The 16,416-nt window shown below is 48.2% G+C and carries 17 protein-coding genes; 11 read left to right on the top strand and 6 right to left on the bottom strand.

The window, feature by feature from the left end; all coding sequences use genetic code 11:
- Nucleotides 1-135: 135 nt before the first annotated feature.
- A complete protein-coding gene (locus EXT46_RS05000; protein ID WP_235418752.1) occupies nt 136-537 on the top strand; it encodes a hypothetical protein in 402 nt (133 codons plus the stop codon).
- Nucleotides 538-573: 36 nt separating this feature from the next.
- On the opposite strand, the gene EXT46_RS04995 is transcribed toward EXT46_RS05000, so the two are convergent.
- Both EXT46_RS04995 and thpR read right to left on the bottom strand, forming a co-directional pair.
- Nucleotides 574-1,719, bottom strand: a complete 1,146-nt coding sequence (locus EXT46_RS04995; protein ID WP_130145602.1) for a glycosyl hydrolase family 28-related protein — start codon at nt 1,717-1,719, stop codon at nt 574-576.
- Between the two features lie 124 nt (nt 1,720-1,843).
- The gene (gene thpR, locus EXT46_RS04990; protein WP_130145600.1) at nt 1,844-2,377 is read right to left on the bottom strand and encodes an RNA 2',3'-cyclic phosphodiesterase; all 534 of its coding nucleotides are present in this window, start codon (nt 2,375-2,377) and stop codon (nt 1,844-1,846) included.
- 72 nt (nt 2,378-2,449) lie between these two features.
- On the opposite strand from thpR, the gene EXT46_RS04985 reads away from it, so the two are divergent.
- Nucleotides 2,450-3,820 carry a leucyl aminopeptidase family protein gene (locus tag EXT46_RS04985; RefSeq protein ID WP_130145598.1) on the top strand — a complete coding sequence of 457 codons (1,371 nt, stop codon included), beginning with the start codon at nt 2,450-2,452 and terminating at the stop codon, nt 3,818-3,820.
- A 38-nt stretch (nt 3,821-3,858) separates the two neighbouring features.
- Here the strand turns inward: EXT46_RS04985 and EXT46_RS04980 are convergent, their stop codons facing one another.
- A complete protein-coding gene (locus EXT46_RS04980) occupies nt 3,859-4,236 on the bottom strand; it encodes an STAS/SEC14 domain-containing protein (RefSeq protein ID WP_130145596.1) in 378 nt (125 codons plus the stop codon).
- Nucleotides 4,237-4,331: 95 nt separating this feature from the next.
- Nucleotides 4,332-5,402 (bottom strand): ketoacyl-ACP synthase III, encoded by a 1,071-nt coding sequence (locus tag EXT46_RS04975; protein ID WP_026111037.1) that lies wholly within the window; start codon nt 5,400-5,402, stop codon nt 4,332-4,334.
- Nucleotides 5,403-5,564: 162 nt separating this feature from the next.
- Between EXT46_RS04975 and EXT46_RS04970 the strand changes: the two genes are divergently transcribed.
- The 4 genes from EXT46_RS04970 to EXT46_RS04955 all read left to right on the top strand — a co-directional run bounded on the left by EXT46_RS04970 (nt 5,565) and on the right by EXT46_RS04955 (nt 9,136).
- Nucleotides 5,565-6,872 (top strand): amidohydrolase family protein, encoded by a 1,308-nt coding sequence (locus tag EXT46_RS04970; protein WP_130145594.1) that lies wholly within the window; start codon nt 5,565-5,567, stop codon nt 6,870-6,872.
- The gene (locus EXT46_RS04965) at nt 6,859-7,266 is read left to right on the top strand and encodes a nuclear transport factor 2 family protein (protein WP_022944460.1); all 408 of its coding nucleotides are present in this window, start codon (nt 6,859-6,861) and stop codon (nt 7,264-7,266) included. The genes EXT46_RS04970 and EXT46_RS04965 overlap by 14 nt, the downstream gene beginning before the upstream one ends.
- Before the next feature lie 87 nt (nt 7,267-7,353).
- On the top strand, nt 7,354-8,631 hold the full coding sequence (locus tag EXT46_RS04960) for an ATP-binding protein (RefSeq protein WP_130145592.1): 1,278 nt from the start codon (nt 7,354-7,356) through the stop codon (nt 8,629-8,631).
- Nucleotides 8,612-9,136: a response regulator gene (locus EXT46_RS04955; protein WP_130145590.1), complete on the top strand. Its 525-nt coding sequence runs from the start codon at nt 8,612-8,614 to the stop codon at nt 9,134-9,136. The genes EXT46_RS04960 and EXT46_RS04955 overlap by 20 nt, the downstream gene beginning before the upstream one ends.
- 61 nt (nt 9,137-9,197) lie before the next feature.
- Here EXT46_RS04955 and EXT46_RS04950 read toward each other — a convergent pair whose 3' ends face one another.
- Nucleotides 9,198-11,225 carry a TonB-dependent receptor gene (locus EXT46_RS04950; RefSeq protein ID WP_130145588.1) on the bottom strand — a complete coding sequence of 676 codons (2,028 nt, stop codon included), beginning with the start codon at nt 11,223-11,225 and terminating at the stop codon, nt 9,198-9,200.
- 176 nt (nt 11,226-11,401) lie between these two features.
- On the opposite strand from EXT46_RS04950, the gene EXT46_RS04945 reads away from it, so the two are divergent.
- The 5 genes from EXT46_RS04945 (at nt 11,402) to EXT46_RS04925 (ending at nt 15,949) form a co-directional block, all read left to right on the top strand.
- Nucleotides 11,402-11,806: a DUF1761 domain-containing protein gene (locus EXT46_RS04945; RefSeq protein WP_130145586.1), complete on the top strand. Its 405-nt coding sequence runs from the start codon at nt 11,402-11,404 to the stop codon at nt 11,804-11,806.
- 53 nt (nt 11,807-11,859) lie between these two features.
- The gene (locus EXT46_RS04940; protein ID WP_022944456.1) at nt 11,860-12,111 is read left to right on the top strand and encodes a hypothetical protein; all 252 of its coding nucleotides are present in this window, start codon (nt 11,860-11,862) and stop codon (nt 12,109-12,111) included.
- A gap of 88 nt (nt 12,112-12,199) precedes the next feature.
- A complete protein-coding gene (locus EXT46_RS04935; protein ID WP_045979015.1) occupies nt 12,200-12,478 on the top strand; it encodes a hypothetical protein in 279 nt (92 codons plus the stop codon).
- 85 nt (nt 12,479-12,563) lie between these two features.
- Entirely contained in the window at nt 12,564-14,555 is a 1,992-nt protein-coding gene (locus EXT46_RS04930) for a TonB-dependent receptor (RefSeq protein WP_130145584.1), read from the top strand.
- Nucleotides 14,556-14,572: 17 nt separating this feature from the next.
- Complete coding sequence (locus EXT46_RS04925; protein ID WP_165381055.1) at nt 14,573-15,949, top strand: aldehyde dehydrogenase family protein; 1,377 nt, start codon at nt 14,573-14,575, stop codon at nt 15,947-15,949.
- Between the two features lie 24 nt (nt 15,950-15,973).
- Here the strand turns inward: EXT46_RS04925 and EXT46_RS04920 are convergent, their stop codons facing one another.
- Nucleotides 15,974-16,306: a carboxypeptidase-like regulatory domain-containing protein gene (locus EXT46_RS04920; protein ID WP_022944452.1), complete on the bottom strand. Its 333-nt coding sequence runs from the start codon at nt 16,304-16,306 to the stop codon at nt 15,974-15,976.
- Between the last annotated feature and the right edge of the window lie 110 nt (nt 16,307-16,416).

The raw sequence follows: 16,416 nt of genomic DNA, 5'->3' as shown, positions 1-16,416 counted from the left end.
GTTGTTTACAATAGATTCAACACAACAATAACTTTTGTTACAAAATATTAGACCTAAGTGGGATAAATTGCATGGTGCTAGCGTCTAGGGGTTATCTGTGTGACAATCATTTAGTAACTACTTAGTGAAGACCTTATGCGCATCTATCGTTTATTCCATCGCGCTCCAATCCGCGTGCTGCTTATTTCTCGGCGGCGACAAAAATTGAAATTACGTCGCGCGATGGTGACGGTGAAGTGGGCCTTGGCGCAAGAACGCCAAGAAACAAAAGAGATGCTGGATATTTACCGACGCTACACGCGTGGTAACGCCACTAAGCATGAACTCAAAGTGGCAAATGAACAGTTTGTAGATATTTTAAAGGGGCTGGGTTTAGGCGTGTTTGCAATACTGCCATTTGCTCCTATTACCATCCCCCTTGTTGTTAAAATTGCCAAGCTGGTAGGGGTTGAGGTGTTACCTAGCTCGTTCAGTCACCCTAAACCACCTGCTAAGAATTCATCCCGCTGCGACGACAGTCCCCCTCCTAAGGACTAGTTTAGCCACTGGCGTGCCCAACTAGGCGGCGCTCAGCTAACTGCCCGGTTGGGTGGGCAGGGCTGTGTTGTTGTCGATATACACATTGCGACTAAGGGGATCAATGTAAAGAAAATCGCTGTCTGGTGCGAGTTCATATTCGTTTCCAGAAATATGTACTCCATCGAAAGAAGCGTGATCAGAGTAGCTGTAGGTTCGCACAATATCACGCCAGTTGGTTTCCTCGGCGAAGTGGACTTGCTCAAAACGGTTATCGCGCACGGTCAACGCGTACACAGGGCGCAGTTGCTCTCTGCCAAGACTATTTAGACGCAGACCAAATCGAGTGTTATGAATAAAGTTTTTCTCAAACATAATGTTATCCCATGGAATTTGTCGGGGAGCTTGAGAATTCGGGTATAAGTTCATTACAAACCCATCGATGTTCATAAAGCGATTATGAGCGACCCACAGATCTGAGTAGTAGCTCACCTCAAATGCGGTCTTGTTAATATCCTTAAAGGTATTGAACAACACATTCGCAGTTTGTGCTGGCGCACGAGTTGAAAGCTTAAGGGTACAACTCTCAAATTCATTGTCCAACACCACAATATCATTCACCCCTCCCACGTAAGAGTTTGTCTGTGCTTGTGTTGTTGTCACTTGCCGACACTGACTAAAGCGGTTGCTGGCGATCATGACTTCACGGGTATTGGTGGTGAAATAATCGGCTTCAGGCCCGGAGGTCACTCGCAAAGCGGCATCACCAAAGTTGCTAAACTCATTGCCGATAATTTTTACGTTTGTAGCTGAGGCGATATACACGCCTTGTTTGCCCCAGGTGCTAACTTGGTGACCGTTATGGAGTCCTTGAAAATGTAACGAGCTCAAGGTGAAGTCTTGCGCTGGCTTAACGTAAAGCAAGTATTCTCCAGAAAAGTTTGCACATTTTTTTAATTTACTCTGTGTAAAAGAGCGCAAGGTGATTTGCTCACTGTGTTGCAACACTAAGGTGGCGCACACATCGTACGTGCCCTCAGCAAAGATAAGCGTGTCACCTTTGGCCAGTGAGTCGAGGGCGCTTTGTATCGCTACGCTGTCATCTTGTTGATCATTGGCTGTGGCGCCAAAATCGCCGACATGCACATTTTCTGCGTGGGCAACGAAAGAAAAAAGTAAAAGAAAGTAAATAAATCGCGTCATGATGGATCCTTGAAAATAGATAATTCAAAGTCGTGGTTCTGACTGGTAATGCGATGTAGGGAACCGGTTACCTTTAGCATAGTGTGCCATCCTCAGAGTCTCAATGTATTTGCTTAAAAGCACGCTAATACAGCGTAAAATGTTCAATCGGGCGATAGACCAAGCCTTGCTCATCACGGGTCGACTCAAACAATGTAAACCTATGCACTTGCATGTCAAAAGCTGGCATCGGTTGAGCAACTGTGGGCATCGCTTTGCATTTTCTTGCTAGGGTGATGTGGGGGCGATAGCGTCGATGCGGATCTTCAATATCATGTTTCTGTGCTATCTCTTTGAGGCCATAGTGCAGTGTTAATAACGCGTTAGGTGGTGAGCTGGGGCGAAGGTGAAAAATGCCATTACTGGGCCACCAATCGATGTCTGCCACCTTTAAGTTAAACTTCCTAAGCCGCAGAGTTCTCACTTCTTTAATCAGCGCAGCCTCCGTATTCAAAGGGGTATTGCCAAGAAATAATAGGGTTAAGTGCCAGTTTCGTGGTTGCGTAAAGGCTTTATCGGCGATGACATGGTGTTGTAGCCAGTGCGCGAGTGAAGACTTTGCCTCGTTGCTTAAGCCCAGGGCAAAAAACAACCGTCGGCTGGAAAGTGAAGACGCCATTACTCATCCTATACCAATTATAAGGCGAACTTGATATGCTGAATATTATCAGCAACCAACGATGAGTCTGCAATGAATCTTTTGGTAAATACGCCGCATAAGGATAACGCGCCAATCCCTTTTTATGTTATCAATCAAAACAACTTAGAGACATGGTCTGAGCAACAGGACGACTTTACCCGAACTTGGGTATTGCGTTCACTCGATGGAGGTCAAGGCCTATGTGTTGTGCCAAATACCGACAATGGCGAACCTAAACTGGCAGTCTTAGTCAGCGATAATGAGCAAAGTGTGTGGGCCGCTGGAGACAGTGTGAACAAGTTGCCAGAGGGCGATTATCAACTGACTGACTGCGCCAACGAACGTGATATTGCCCTGGGTTTTGCGCTCGGTGGCTATCAATTCACTGGCTATAAACAAACGAATGCACCGAAAGCGCGTTTACTCATAACCGATAAGGCGTTGTTCGATGAGCTGATAGCCAGTGTTGAGTCGACAAACTTAGTGCGCGACCTTGTTAATACGCCTGCGGCGGATATGATGCCTCAACACTTAAGTGAAGTCATGAGCGACTTAGCTGAGCGCTACAATGGCCAATTCTCACAGTGGATCGGTGATGAGCTATTAGAGCAAAACTATCCGACCATTCATTTGGTCGGTCGTGCCAGTGAAAACAAGCCGCGATTACTTGATTTGCGTTGGGGCGATAAAAAGGCGCCTAAAATCACTTTAGTAGGCAAGGGCGTATGCTTTGACTCCGGCGGTTTAGATTTAAAGCCTGCGGCGGGCATGCGTTTAATGAAAAAAGACATGGGCGGTGCAGCGCATGTATTGGGCCTTGCTAATATGATTATGGCAGCTGGATTAAACGTGCAGCTACGGGTGTTAATTCCTGCAGTCGAAAATGCGGTGTCACGTAATGCGTTTCGCCCAGGTGATGTGGTTAAAACCCGTAAAGGCATTACCGTTGAAATTGACAATACCGATGCCGAGGGTCGCTTAGTATTGTGCGATGCGCTTGATGAAGCGCAGCAAGATAACCCCGATCTTATTATGGATTTCGCCACCCTCACCGGCGCTATGCGAATTGCTCTTGGCACCGAGTTACCCGGTTTTTTCAGTAGCGATGATGGCATCGCTCAGGCGTTGACAGAGGCTGGCTATCAAAGCCAAGACCCAGTATGGCGTATGCCACTGTTTGCTCAGTATAAAAACTTGTTGAAAAGCGACGTGGCGGATATGAGCAACTGCTCACAAGGGCCATTTGGCGGCGCCATTACCGCAGCGCTTTACCTGCAAGAGTTTGTTGCCAAAGAAACACCGTGGGTGCACTTTGATGTTATGGCCTGGAATGTGCGCGCACTACCAGGTCGCCCGGTTGGTGGTGAGGCTTTTGGTATTCGTGCTGCATACACCATGTTGCAACAGCGCTTTGGTAGCTAAGAAAAAAGTTACACAAAAGGCCGCGTGAGCGGCCTTTTTTAATGTTCAGATAACCAGGCGATTGCCGCGCGGGGGTCGTCGAAATATTTAACTTCGCCACTAACAAACCAATTTGCAACACTTGCCGCGAAGCTTTGCCACTTTTTATGGCCGTACAAGGCTATGCGTTTAAATTGCTTACGATGAATAACCCCTAACTTAAAGTCATCCCACATAGCTCGTGTTGTAAAACCGTCTAGCTGACTGGCGTCGATGAAAACATCGACAATGGGCTCGTCAATATCAGCCAAGGCTGAAGCGAATAATGGCGTCAGTAGTTGATAGTGCTCATGATTCAACGTACCGGTCAGTACTAAGGCGATATAGATGCACTGCTGGTGGCGCTCTATATCTACTTTCAAACCGTCTTTAGCCATAACACTGTTCCTATATAGCTTACGCTCAAGGTAACCATAGCGGCATTTATGAAAGTTTTAAAGTAATTGGGCCACCATTGCAGCCCATAGTCGCGTTACCCTTGTTGGCAGGCCGTTACCGCCTCGGCAATGAGCTCTAACCCAGTTTGCGAGCACTCAGGTAACGCCGCTTGACTATCACGCACTGGAGTTACACGCTCACCCCACTTTATGTAACTGGCTGCCCATGTCAGGCCAGCGCCGAAGGCGGCTGACATGATATTCGCGCCAGGTTTGACCATCCCTCTTTCTACAGCCTCACACAAGGCAATAGCAATGGTTGCTGCGGAGGTATTGCCGTATTCATCGATATTAACCATCACTTTGTCATCGTCTACTTTTAAGCGCTGTTGAATTGATTGGATAATTCGTAAGTTCGCTTGGTGTGGGACTAATACATCGATGTCATCGAGGCTAAGTTGTGCCTGACTCAACACATCGTCGCAGGCTACACTCATGCCTTTGACGGCACGTTTGAAGATTTCCGGGCCAACAAAGTTTAAATCAGACCCGCCAATGGTCTGGTATTTATTCACGTTGGTGCCAAAGTTACTAATATGCAAAATTGAACGGTCGCTGCTGTCACAGCCACTTTTGCTCGCGAGTAACCCTAATGGTTGCTCACTGGCTTGCAGTACCACCGCACCCGCGCCATCGCCAAATAACACCGCACTGTCACGCAGGGCCCAATTGACATACCACAGCATGCGCTCGGCGGCGACTACAACAGCGGTTTTAATCATGCCTGCCTGGATTTGTGCCGTGGCCATTTGCAGCGCATATAAAAAACCAGAGCAAGCGGCGTTACTGTCACACGTAGCGGCTCCTTTGGCGCCTAAGCGTTGTTGCACTTCCGAGGCTGTGTTGGCGACCATGGTACTTGGTGTGCAAGTGGCGACCAGCACGAGATCAAGCTGCTCGGCGTCAACGCCAGCACAATCTAACGCGCGTTGGGCGGCCACGGTTGCAAGCTCAGCAGTGCTTACGTGGCTAATATGGCGGGCTTTAATACCGGTGCGAGAGCTGATCCACTCATCTGAGGTATCAACCACGGTGGCAATGTCATCGTTAGTAATGCGTGCTGGTGGGATACATTTGCCCCAGCCAGTGATCTCTGCATAGTGCATAAAAATTCCTAAGGTTGCTGCGTCGGACGTTTGTTTATTCATCTGGCCCGATCTCTTTGCTATGGCAACTTTATACCAAAATGCAGCGTTTTGGTCGAGTTATACTGGTTTGCACCGGCAAAGTATGTTCAGGTAAAAGAAAATAATAACCAAGGAAAAACAATGAAACTCATCACATGTGCAAGCTTACTTTTGGCGTTATCAAGCGCAAGCGCTTGGGCGCAAAGTACATTGATTTATGCCGGTAAATTACTCCCAGCGGCCAATGCCGATGTTCTTGAGCGGCAAACCCTGGAAGTAGTAGACGGTCGTGTCCAGGGCATTCATGAAGGCTATGTCAGTGCTCAGACGTTAGGCTTGGCCGACGCGCATACTATTGACCTTAAGGAGCAATTTGTAATGCCGGGGCTAATAGATTTGCATGTGCATATTAGTTTTGAACGTGATCCTCAGGCTGACCCTGAAAGGTGGTTGAAGGAGGTCGAGGCCGATCAGGCGTTACGTGCTACGCAATTTCTTGGCAATACCCTCAACGCGGGGTTCACTACCGTACGTGATTTGGGCAGTTATAACGAGGTGATTTTTCCGCTGCAACGAGCAGTAGAAAGTGGCGTAATACAGGGGCCACGTATTATTGCTGCAGGTGAGGCGGTGACTCCAACAGGTGGCCACGGTGATTTACATGGGTATAGACAAGAGGTGCTTGATGCGTTTGCTCCACGCATGGGCGTGTGCAATGGCGCCGATGATTGCACACGGGCGGTGCGCGAGATTGTTAAAGCCGGGGCGCAAGTTATCAAAATCACGGCCACCGGCGGGGTATTGAGTAACACTCAAGCGGGGCTCAATCAGCAACTGACTGATGAGGAAATGAAGGCGATTGTTGATACCGCTCATAACCTTGGTCGCCCTGTGACAGCTCACGCACACAGCGCCCAGGGGGTTGCAGCTGCACTTCGCAGCGGAGTCGATTCTATCGAACACGGCTCTTATGCTAATGACGAAACGGTGGCGCTGTTTAAAAGTACGGGCGCTTACTTAGTGCCGACATTGTTAGCGGGGATCTCTGTGAGTGAGGAAGTGAAGCACAATGATAAGGTTCCTCAGGCTATAGTAGACAAAATAACGCAGGTCGCCCCGGTGGTGAAAGCATCATTCCAACGGGCTTTAGATGAAGGCGTGAATATCGCATTTGGTACCGACTCCGGGGTATCCCGCCATGGAGATAACGCCCGCGAATTTGCATTGTTAGTTGAGTATGGTTTGTCGCCCCGTGAAGCGTTGGCGACTAGTTTAGAGCAAGCACCTAAGCTATTGAATATGGGCAAGGAAGTTGGCAAATTGCAAAACGGATACTACGCTGATGTAATTGCTGTTGCGCAGTCGCCATTAAAGGATATTTCGCAACTAAGCGCAGTGACCTTTGTCATGAAAGAAGGGAAAGTCATCAAACATCATGAGCAAGATTAAAGCGCAAACGTTGGCGCAACTGATTGAGTTAGAGAGAACTTTAATGAGCGAAGAGGTGCGCAGCAATGCCTCGCGATTAAATGAGTTGCTTGATGAACGTTTTATCGAGGTGTCGGCCGATGGCCGGCGCTTTGATAAGGACAATGTGCTTGCTCGGCTACCAAAAGAACAAGCCAAGGGGCGCAAACCCACCTTTCACAATCAAGATTTTGAAGGGCGTATGCTGTGCGCTGATGTCGCTCAGCTCTCTTACCGAGGTGCGCTCAGACGCATCAAAGGAGGGCAATGGCACTACTCTGTAAGGATGTCGATATGGTGCCTGAATAGCAATCAAGATTGGCGTTTAGTTTACCATCAAGGCACGCCTTGTGAGGCCTTCCAGTTAAGTCGGTAACGTCGCCGTAGTCACCCACTCTGTGCTTTTCTCAACGCCAGAATAACGATAGACTTTCGTTATTCTTCACCTCTTAGCGCTGTTATTTTGGACCTGCTATTACAATCCAGCATTCGCCGTGTGTTATTGCTACGCAGTGTCGCCATTGCACTGCAGTTACTGGCGGTGCTCATTGCTTACTATGTACTTGATTTTGCGTTAGCACTCTTGCCGCTGTTGAGCATCATCGCCGTGGAGTCGCTATTTCAGCTGCTGAGTGTGGTGGTGCTACGACGACGCATCCACAGTCGCGCACCGGTGGGCGCCGCCACCGTAGTGTGGCAATTATTAGCTGATATCTTGTTTTTAACCTTGCTGCTTATGCACAGTGGCGGGGCGACCAATGCCTTTGTATCGTTGTTGCTGTTGCCGGTTATGATTGCTGCTGTGACCTTACCTGGGCGTTTAACGGTGTTGTTAACCGTGATTGCAATTGCTGCTTACTCGGCCTTAGTGATGATGATGCCATTGCATCATCAAGGTGAGCATGGCATGCAAATGCGCCACCATTTTATCGCCATGTGGATAAACTTTGTACTCAGTGCAGTTGTGGTCGCCACTCTGGTTAGCGCATTGTCTCGCACTTTGGCAAAACAACAACGCGCTATTGCCCAAAGCCGAGAAGAGCAGCTTCGCGCTGAGCAGCTTGTGTCCTTGGGCAGCGCTGCAGCGCAAGCGACCCACCAATTAGCCACACCGCTTGCAAATTTGGCGCTGTTGCATGATGAAGCAAGGGAGCTAAGCGCCGACAGTCCGACGTTACAGCCTGTGATTGATGATATGGCGGTGCCTTTGACGCAGTGTCAGCGGCAGTTAGATTTGTTTCGTGCCCGGGCGCAGCAACTGCGTAATGCTCATGAAAGAGCGCCACATTACCAGCCGCTATTACAGCTCGTTGATGAGATCCGACAAGCCTTCACGCTGAATTATCCTTCTCAGCAACTGCATTGTCAGCTCCCACATCAAGGTGAACATATTGAAATTATTAGTGACCCATTGTTGAGTGCCGCTGTGATTAACGTATTGGCCAATGCTGTGCGGGCAAACGAAGAGGTTGGGGCAGAGCGTATCACGATTACCATCCGCGACTCTGACTCTGCTCTTCATTGGCGAATTGAGGACCAAGGCCGAGGGTTTAGCGCTGAGATGCAGGCCTCCTTGGGCAGCGCAGTGATAGCGAGTAGCGATGGTTTTGGTGTGGCGCTGTGGCTAACCAACGCCACGATAGAGCGCATTGGTGGCACTTTGGCATTGGCTAACAATGAACACGGTGCATGCATTGATATCACTATTCCTAAGAGGCGCTATGAAGCTGTTACTGATTGAAGATGACCTGGCCTTTGCGCGAACACTCATGCGGCGCCTAGAAGCGCACACCCAAGCGCAGGCACATGCTGATTGTGTGCAAAGTGCCCTGTTCCAAGCACGACAGTTACGCCCCAGTCACATTATTTTGGATATGAATTTAAATAATGAGTCTGGACTGCAACTGCTTGCTCCGCTGCGCTCTTTGCTGCCGAGTGCGCGCATCATATTGCTAACTGGATTTGCCAGTATTGCCACTGCTGTTAAAGCAGTGAAGCTCGGCGCTGATGATTATCTCGCTAAGCCTGTGTCTATGGCACTTTTACTAGCCACTTTGGAGGATGATATTGTGCATTCACACGTTTCGCACGACGATGAGGTCATGTCTCCTGAGCGTTTGGAGTGGGAACATATTCAAGCGGTGCTGACGCGCAACAATGGCAACATTTCGCAAACAGCGCGCCAACTCAACATGCACCGACGTACCTTACAACGTAAGTTGCAGAAAAAACCGGTGGCAAATTAATCTTGCTGAGGAGGCTTTAGAAAAGAAAAAAGGCCAATAATAACGTGGCCTTTGGTAGCTATCACAAAGAGAAACTAACACCTAGATGGAGAGTACGGCCCTGTGCCTGTAAACGCTGTCCTTTATCTAACTCCCGGCCATCAACACGGTTTATGCCGTTGAGATGTGGCGCATAGCTGTGATCAAACAGGTTGTTAACCGCTGCATTGAACTGCCAATGGCTGTTGATATCATAATCTACACTCACATCAACGACACCATAGCCGGGTGAGCTCAGCTCGTTGTTATAGTGCGACACATGCGTTTGCGACTGGGCGAAGCGCCAACGCGCAGCCACTTGGTAATCATTGGCATAGTAATGGGCACTCAATTGGCCGTTAAGTGGGCTGATACGATAGAGATCGTCATTCACCTCATCGCTGCGTTTACCGCGCACATAACTAATCTGAGCATTAACTTGCCACTGACGAGAGAGTTGATACTCGGCGCTCATATCAGCCCCGTAAAGGTGAGCATCAATATTACTAAAGCGAAGCGCGCCTTGCCCAGACATCATCATCGCCACCATATTCACCAGACTGTCTTCACTGGGGGTGCCTTGGATGTAATTATCAATTCGTTGATAAAATAGCTGAGGCTTTATCGAGAGCCGCTCACTGGTGTATGACCAACCCACATTCGCTTGGTACGCCGTTTCAGGTTTAAGGTTGATATTACCGACATACGTTTTACCATCCGCAAGGCCCCCGGTTGCTTGCATGGGAAGCCATAAATAACGCGCTTGATAGCTCGCAGCCCGCTCTTTGATAGCGACACCGTAACTGAGGTCTGAGTGTGAATTCAACGTATAGCGATTATTGATGACCACATCGAAAGTGGTATCACTGACGCTTTTGTCTGCATCATTAAAACGAGTTTGTAAGGTTGCAACCGCTGGCATCATCATGGCCATGGTGGAACTTACCTTATCGGCATCGGCAACATTGTATTTCAACCGTGCGCCTACTGTTGTGTTGAGCTTGCGGTGGCTAAACGTGTATTCGGTGAATAGGCTATGGCGGTCATCAGCAACATTATTAAAGTTTTCCACGAAAAACGCGTCATTGTTTGGATTAGTGATGTCCGCATCATGACGGTTGATACTGCCATCATAGCCCCATAGCCAAGCCCCTGTTTGTATGTGGGCAAAGAGACTGGTACTGCGTCCTAAAGCCAGGGTATAACGTGCTTTTTGCGCGGTACTGAGGGCGCGCTGTTGGTAGTTATCCATACCATGCTCGCCATCTTGAAAGCCCACACCCCATAACAGCGTTGTGTCACTGATTTCGTGCTCACCCGATACCTCAAATCGTGTGGTGTCGATGTAATCAATATCCATAGGCAGCGCGGCTGTGCCGCTTTGTTTGGTATCGGTACGATGAATATTAGCGAAGAGGCGCCCTTGATTTAGGGCCGACGTGGTAAGCACACCATACTGGTGACGCTGATAATCACTGTTCGGAATAGCACCTTCCTTGGCCTCTTGTTCATCACTGTTACGCGTATCTGCGTAGGCGAGCCAAGCAAATTGGCTATTACCAGCGCCCCCAGCGAGGCTAGCATTGACTCCTGAGCCATTATCTTGCGCATTGATGCGGCCATTAACAGTCAATGGGCTATCGAGCTCAGCGCGGCGCATGTTTACGTCAATGGCCCCGCCAAGCGTGTCGATACCGGCACTGACCGGGGCAATACCGCGATAGATGTCCATGTTTGCAATAATGATGGCAGGGGTGTAACTGAGTGGTGTATCCATTGAATTGGGGCCTGCACCACTGAAGTTGAGGCCATTGCTGGCGACATTAATGCGTTGGGCAAACATACCTCGGTATTGCGCTAAACCTGTTATCGGGCCATTTTTGTTTACACCCGCACCAACAACACCATCGAGCCAATCGGCTGTGTCGGTTGCAAACTTTTGTGCCGGTATTTGCATTAAACGAGCACCCGTATCATGGTGTTGCGAGTGCACGGTGATCACTTCCATGGCCTGACTATTGACTGCGAGAAGTGCGGTGATGGTTGCGCCAAGGGCTGACTTTATCTTCATAATATCCACTGAGAATTGAAAAGCATGTCTGAATTTTCAATTGCTTAGGGGCGAGGTGCAATAACAAACCGCCACAGTGCGGCAATATGTCGCACTCCAGTGAGCAACGCACGAATTTTGCTCGTACGGTGTTCGCAAGCTACGCTTAGTAGGGTGTATTATTTGTGAGCCACGCTATGAATTTTGCAGATTTTAATTTTATTGCGGTGCTAATTGCAGCCCTTGCCACCTTTATCTTAGGCGGCGTGTGGTATTCACCACTGATGTTTAAAAATGCTTGGTTAGATGGGTGCGGGTTAACGGACATAGATTTGCAAAATGCGACAATGGGAAAGGTCTTTACCATCGCCTTTATACTCTCTCTTTTGGCTGCCTTTATCTTTGCGTTATTTTTAGGCCCTCGGCCTGAGCTCGGGTTTGCGGTAGGTGCAGGCTTCGCTGCGGGTTTAGGGTGGGTGGCTACGTCCTTTGGGATTAGCTATGTTTTTGAGCAGCGACCCCTAAAACTGTTTTTAGTGAATGCCGGATACCATACTGTGCAGTTTACCTTAATGGGGCTTATCCTGGGCTTATGGCATTAGAGCATCGCGCCTGACAATGGTAGACTAGGTTGTGTTGTCTTAAGGGAGGGAGCATGGCTAAACCGAACAAAAAGGGCCCCGTTCGCACCGTGAATATTCATTGTTCGCAGTGCCGCACTAAACTCTACAAATACCGCAAAGGCGGCAAGGGCGCGCTTATTAAATGTTTTATCGAACGCATAACTGAGGACTTCACTGAGCAGCTCGCAACCTGTCCGCAATGTCAGCAGGTTTTCGCTCGAGAGACTATGATCAGGGGCACCCCCGCACTGAAAATGATTGGCCAAAAAGTATTTATGAAATAAGCCTGCAAAGGATACGGGCATTTGTCCTTAAAGTGTATGAATGGCCACTGTTAAGCTCGCCCGGTTTGGTTTTCATCTGGAGTAAACAATGGATATTTTGTTCGATGTTATTGGCATGTCGGGCACCTTTTTAGTGGTAGGTGCATTCTTTTTGTTGCAGTTGAATAAGCTGCCTGCAACTGGCTTAGGTTACAACCTAATGAACCTATCAGGCGCCATTTTATTGCTAATAAGCCTTTGTTATAACTTTAACTTGGCCAGCTTCGTTATCGAAATTTTCTGGATAGCGGCGTCACTCATTGGTATCTATAAATACATTAAAGCGCGTAAAGCCAGTAAGCTTGCAGCGGCGCATTCCGCCTCATAAACACACCTTGGCGTGAAACTTCATTTGTTTTTATGTAAATATGGTGTAATTATTTAATTTATGAGTGATTTACACCGTATGTGCGATGTTCCGTTTTTGTTTCTATTTTACGCTCGTAGGCTCGTTTGTCTTTCCAGCCTTGGCTGAACAAGCGAGCAGCGATGAGCTCTTTTCTCTAAGCTTTGAACAACTGCTTGATGTTCAAGTAGATATCGCATCAAAAAGTGCAGAAAGCCAATCTTTGGCCCCTTCTTCGGTGACCTTATTTACCCGCCAACAAATTGCCCAGTTGGGTGTCCACAATGCTTATCAATTAATGAATTATGTGCCCGGCATGCAGCTGACTCGGGGCGACTGGGTCGGGGCCGTGCCAAAAGAGCATGCGCGCGGCGTGCATTTGGACAGTGGCAATATTCTGGTGATGATTAACGGTGAGCGCTTAAATGAAGTTTCCTTTGGTAAGGCCTCAGTGTACACACCTTATATTCCGGCGCAGTTAATTGAAAGAGTAGAGTTTATTCGCGGTCCTGGCTCTGCATTGTATGGCAGCAATGCGTTTTTAGGGGTGATGAATATTATCCTAAGTGACGATATCAATGCCTTGAGTGTTGGCATAGGTGAGAATGCCCGCCAGCAATTAACAGGGCAGTGGCATCAAGCAACGTCACAGGGGCGATTCTCTGCTAATATCGCGGTGGAAAAAACCAATGGCCAAGATTACGACGTTGCCGATAATGTCCGTGATCCACTGTATTCTGTTTTTGCTAATACCCAGTTTAGTACCGAGTACTTAACCATCAATGCGCGCTATCAGCGTACTGAGCTGAATGAATTTTTGAATTTAGGCGGGTATAGTCCTGATAATCGCCATCGCAGTGATAATTACGCCGCCAGTGTTGCCTATCAATGGTTGCAAGGCGATCACGATTTATCCTCCCAGTTGAGTTATGCCGAGCACCATATTGAAGCGCAAGGCTTAGTGGAGGGTCTTAATCTACCTGAAAACATGCCGTATTTTGTTGGTCCTAACTGGCAAAGCTCTGAGCTTAAGTTTGTCAGCGATTATCAGCATCAGCTTCATGCCAACAGTATGTTATTTGCAGGTGTAGAGCTGCGCCGAGACGAACAAACTCAAGCCGGCGTTGTGACCAGCTATTTCAATGATCAATCAGGCTTTATTGAGCTCAATAGTGAGTATTATGAAAACCCCTCGCGAGTACTGAGCCGCTATCGTGAGTTCAGTGATTTAGAACATCGCTTTGATGCCCAAGCGGGCTATGTGCAAGTGAAACAACAGCTTCCGGATTTCGGGCTCACTGCCTTTTTCGGGGCGCGCTATGATCATGTCAATGGTATTGATGCGCGTTGGTCACCAAGAGCTTCGCTTATTTACGAGCTGCCCAGCGGCGACACTCGCCATGTTTTAAAAGCGCAATACGGCGAGTCGTTTCGTACTCCGGTCACCAATGAGCTTTATTCTAACGATGATATCACCTCCGGTAATCCTAATTTATCCTCGGAAGTGATCAAAACAACCGAGCTGGTGTGGTTAGCTCAAGGCACACAGTGGAAAAGTGAGGTGGTGCTATTTGATAACGCCCTAGAGGATTTTATTGATTTGGTGATGGTCAATGAGCAGCAGCAAGCTTTTACCTTTGCAAATGTATTCAGCACCACTATGCAGGGTATTGAGATGAGTGCTCAATCGCAACTAGGCCAATATAGTGATGTGCAAATCAACTATACCCAGCTATTTGATGATCCCATTAGCCCAAGCTTTAAGCGCTTTGCGAGTGTGGCGGTGAATATGCAGCTTGAGACACTGACACTTAGCGCGAATGCCCTGTGGCGCGATAGTGTCGAAGTATTCGGTGCTAATGATAAGCGCTTTTATCAAGGTGCGTATGTGTTGCTCGGCGCAGCGCTGCATTGGCAGATGGATGAACACACGCGGTTGAGCTTAAAAGTAGAAAACCTTGCCGATAAAGATTACGATACCTTCGATGCGCGCGTGTTTGATGGCCGCGTACCCGGGTACGGACGTCAGTCCAGTCTAACCTATACTTATCAGTTTTAAAAAGCAGGGATATTCTAGTGAGCGAGCAGTTGTGTGTGCTTGATAAGGTGTTTTCGCAGTTTAAACAAGCCCATGAACAAGAGCCAAGAATGAGTCTTGTACAACGCAAGCAGGCGCTATTAGCGCTGAAGCATGCACTACTTGATGCACAAGAGCCATTGATTGCAGCAGCCAGCGAAGATTTTGGCTATCGCGAGCGTTTTGATACCTTGGTGAGCGACATTCTTCCTACGATAGAGGCATTGGACTACTGCCGTAAAAACCTCGCTAAATGGGCTAAACCGGAAAAGCGCCAGGGTGGTTTTGCCCACTTTCCCTCGTCATTACACGTACATTATGAGGCCAAAGGCGTGGTGGGCGTTGTATCGCCTTGGAATTATCCAGTGAATTTGGCGTTATCGCCCCTTGCTTTTGCCCTCGCAGCGGGTAATCGAGTGATGGTGAAATTGAGCGAATATACCCCTGCTGTGAATCAAGTATTAAAAACATTGCTTAGCTCTGAGTTGAAGCGCTATGTGGCATTCATTGAAGGAGATGCACAAGTAGGGGCCGCGTTTAGCGCTAAGCCTTGGGATCACCTTGTGTTTACCGGCTCCGGTCATATCGGCAAAAAGGTAATGCGCAGCGCTGCTGAGAATCTCACACCGGTAACCCTAGAGCTCGGTGGTAAATCGCCGGCGGTGATATTGCCTTGTGCGCAGGTCAATCATGCGGCAACCCAGATTGCTTTTGGTAAATCGACTAATGCTGGGCAGATATGCGTAGCTCCGGATTTTGTCCTTTTACATACCTCACAATTAGATTCTTTTATCACTTGCATCAAAGCCGAGGTGGCGCAGTTAGGCCATCGCCCAACGAAGGTGATTAATCAGGCTCAGGCTAATCGCTTAAGGGCGTTAAAAGAGGATGCCCTCAGCAAAGGAGCCAAGGCATTGGAGCTCATCAATGGGGGGGATCAACATGTATTAACCCTGCTTTTAAATGTCGATGATAGCATGCGTGTTTGCCAAGAAGAGATCTTTGGGCCGTTACTACCTATCCAAACTTATGAGCATATTGAAGACGCCTGTGTAGCGTTAAAAGTGCAGCCTAAACCATTGGCATTGTATTTGTTCGCGACCAAGCGGGCCCATTGGCAAAAAGTGAGTGAGCAAGTACAAAGTGGTACGTTGGCGGTGAATGACACCCTCATGCAAGTCAGTGCAACTGATTTACCTTTTGGCGGGGTAGGAGCATCGGGATTTGGCCAGTATCATGGTATTGAGGGGTTTTATACTTTTTCCCATGCGCGCTCGGTTCTTAAAACACCCCATTGGTGGCCGCGTGCGAAGTTGTTGTTACATCGCTCGCCTTGGTTATTAAAAATAGTGACTTGGCTTTACTTAAAAAAATAGGAGGGTTACCCCTCCTAAGCATATTTATAGCTGTTTAATTTCGATATCAATCACGGTGTTATTCTCTACCATGACCCATTCGCGGAAGGTTTCGTAGCCGGGTTTACTCACTTCAACCTCATATTCACCAGGTTGCAGCTCTATCCCATCGTGGTATTTCGGACGAATATTCATAATTCTTACGCGTGAATCCGAAGGGGTGGTATTCACGGTTAACTGCGTGATCTCAGGCTTGACTACCTCAACAACTTGCTCTTTTGGCTCGGTATTAGTCTGTGGCTCAGCAGGTGCTGGCGCTTGGGTATTTTGACACGCTGCAAGCATTAAACTCAGGGCAAGGACAGATAGCTTTTTCATGGATTTTCCTTAACTGTGGCTTCACTTCCTAGTAGGTTCGTACGAACTTTCAGGGATCTCTTCGTTAATGGTTTAATTTTAGATACAGCTGCGCACTGTAGCTTACTCAC

Origin of the sequence: Pseudoalteromonas sp. CO325X (assembly GCF_004208955.1) — a bacterium.
Taxonomy (GTDB): Bacteria; Pseudomonadota; Gammaproteobacteria; order Enterobacterales; family Alteromonadaceae; genus Pseudoalteromonas; species Pseudoalteromonas ruthenica.
Note: the sequence above shows the minus strand (reverse complement) of the source record. Positions and strands in the feature narration are given on the sequence as shown.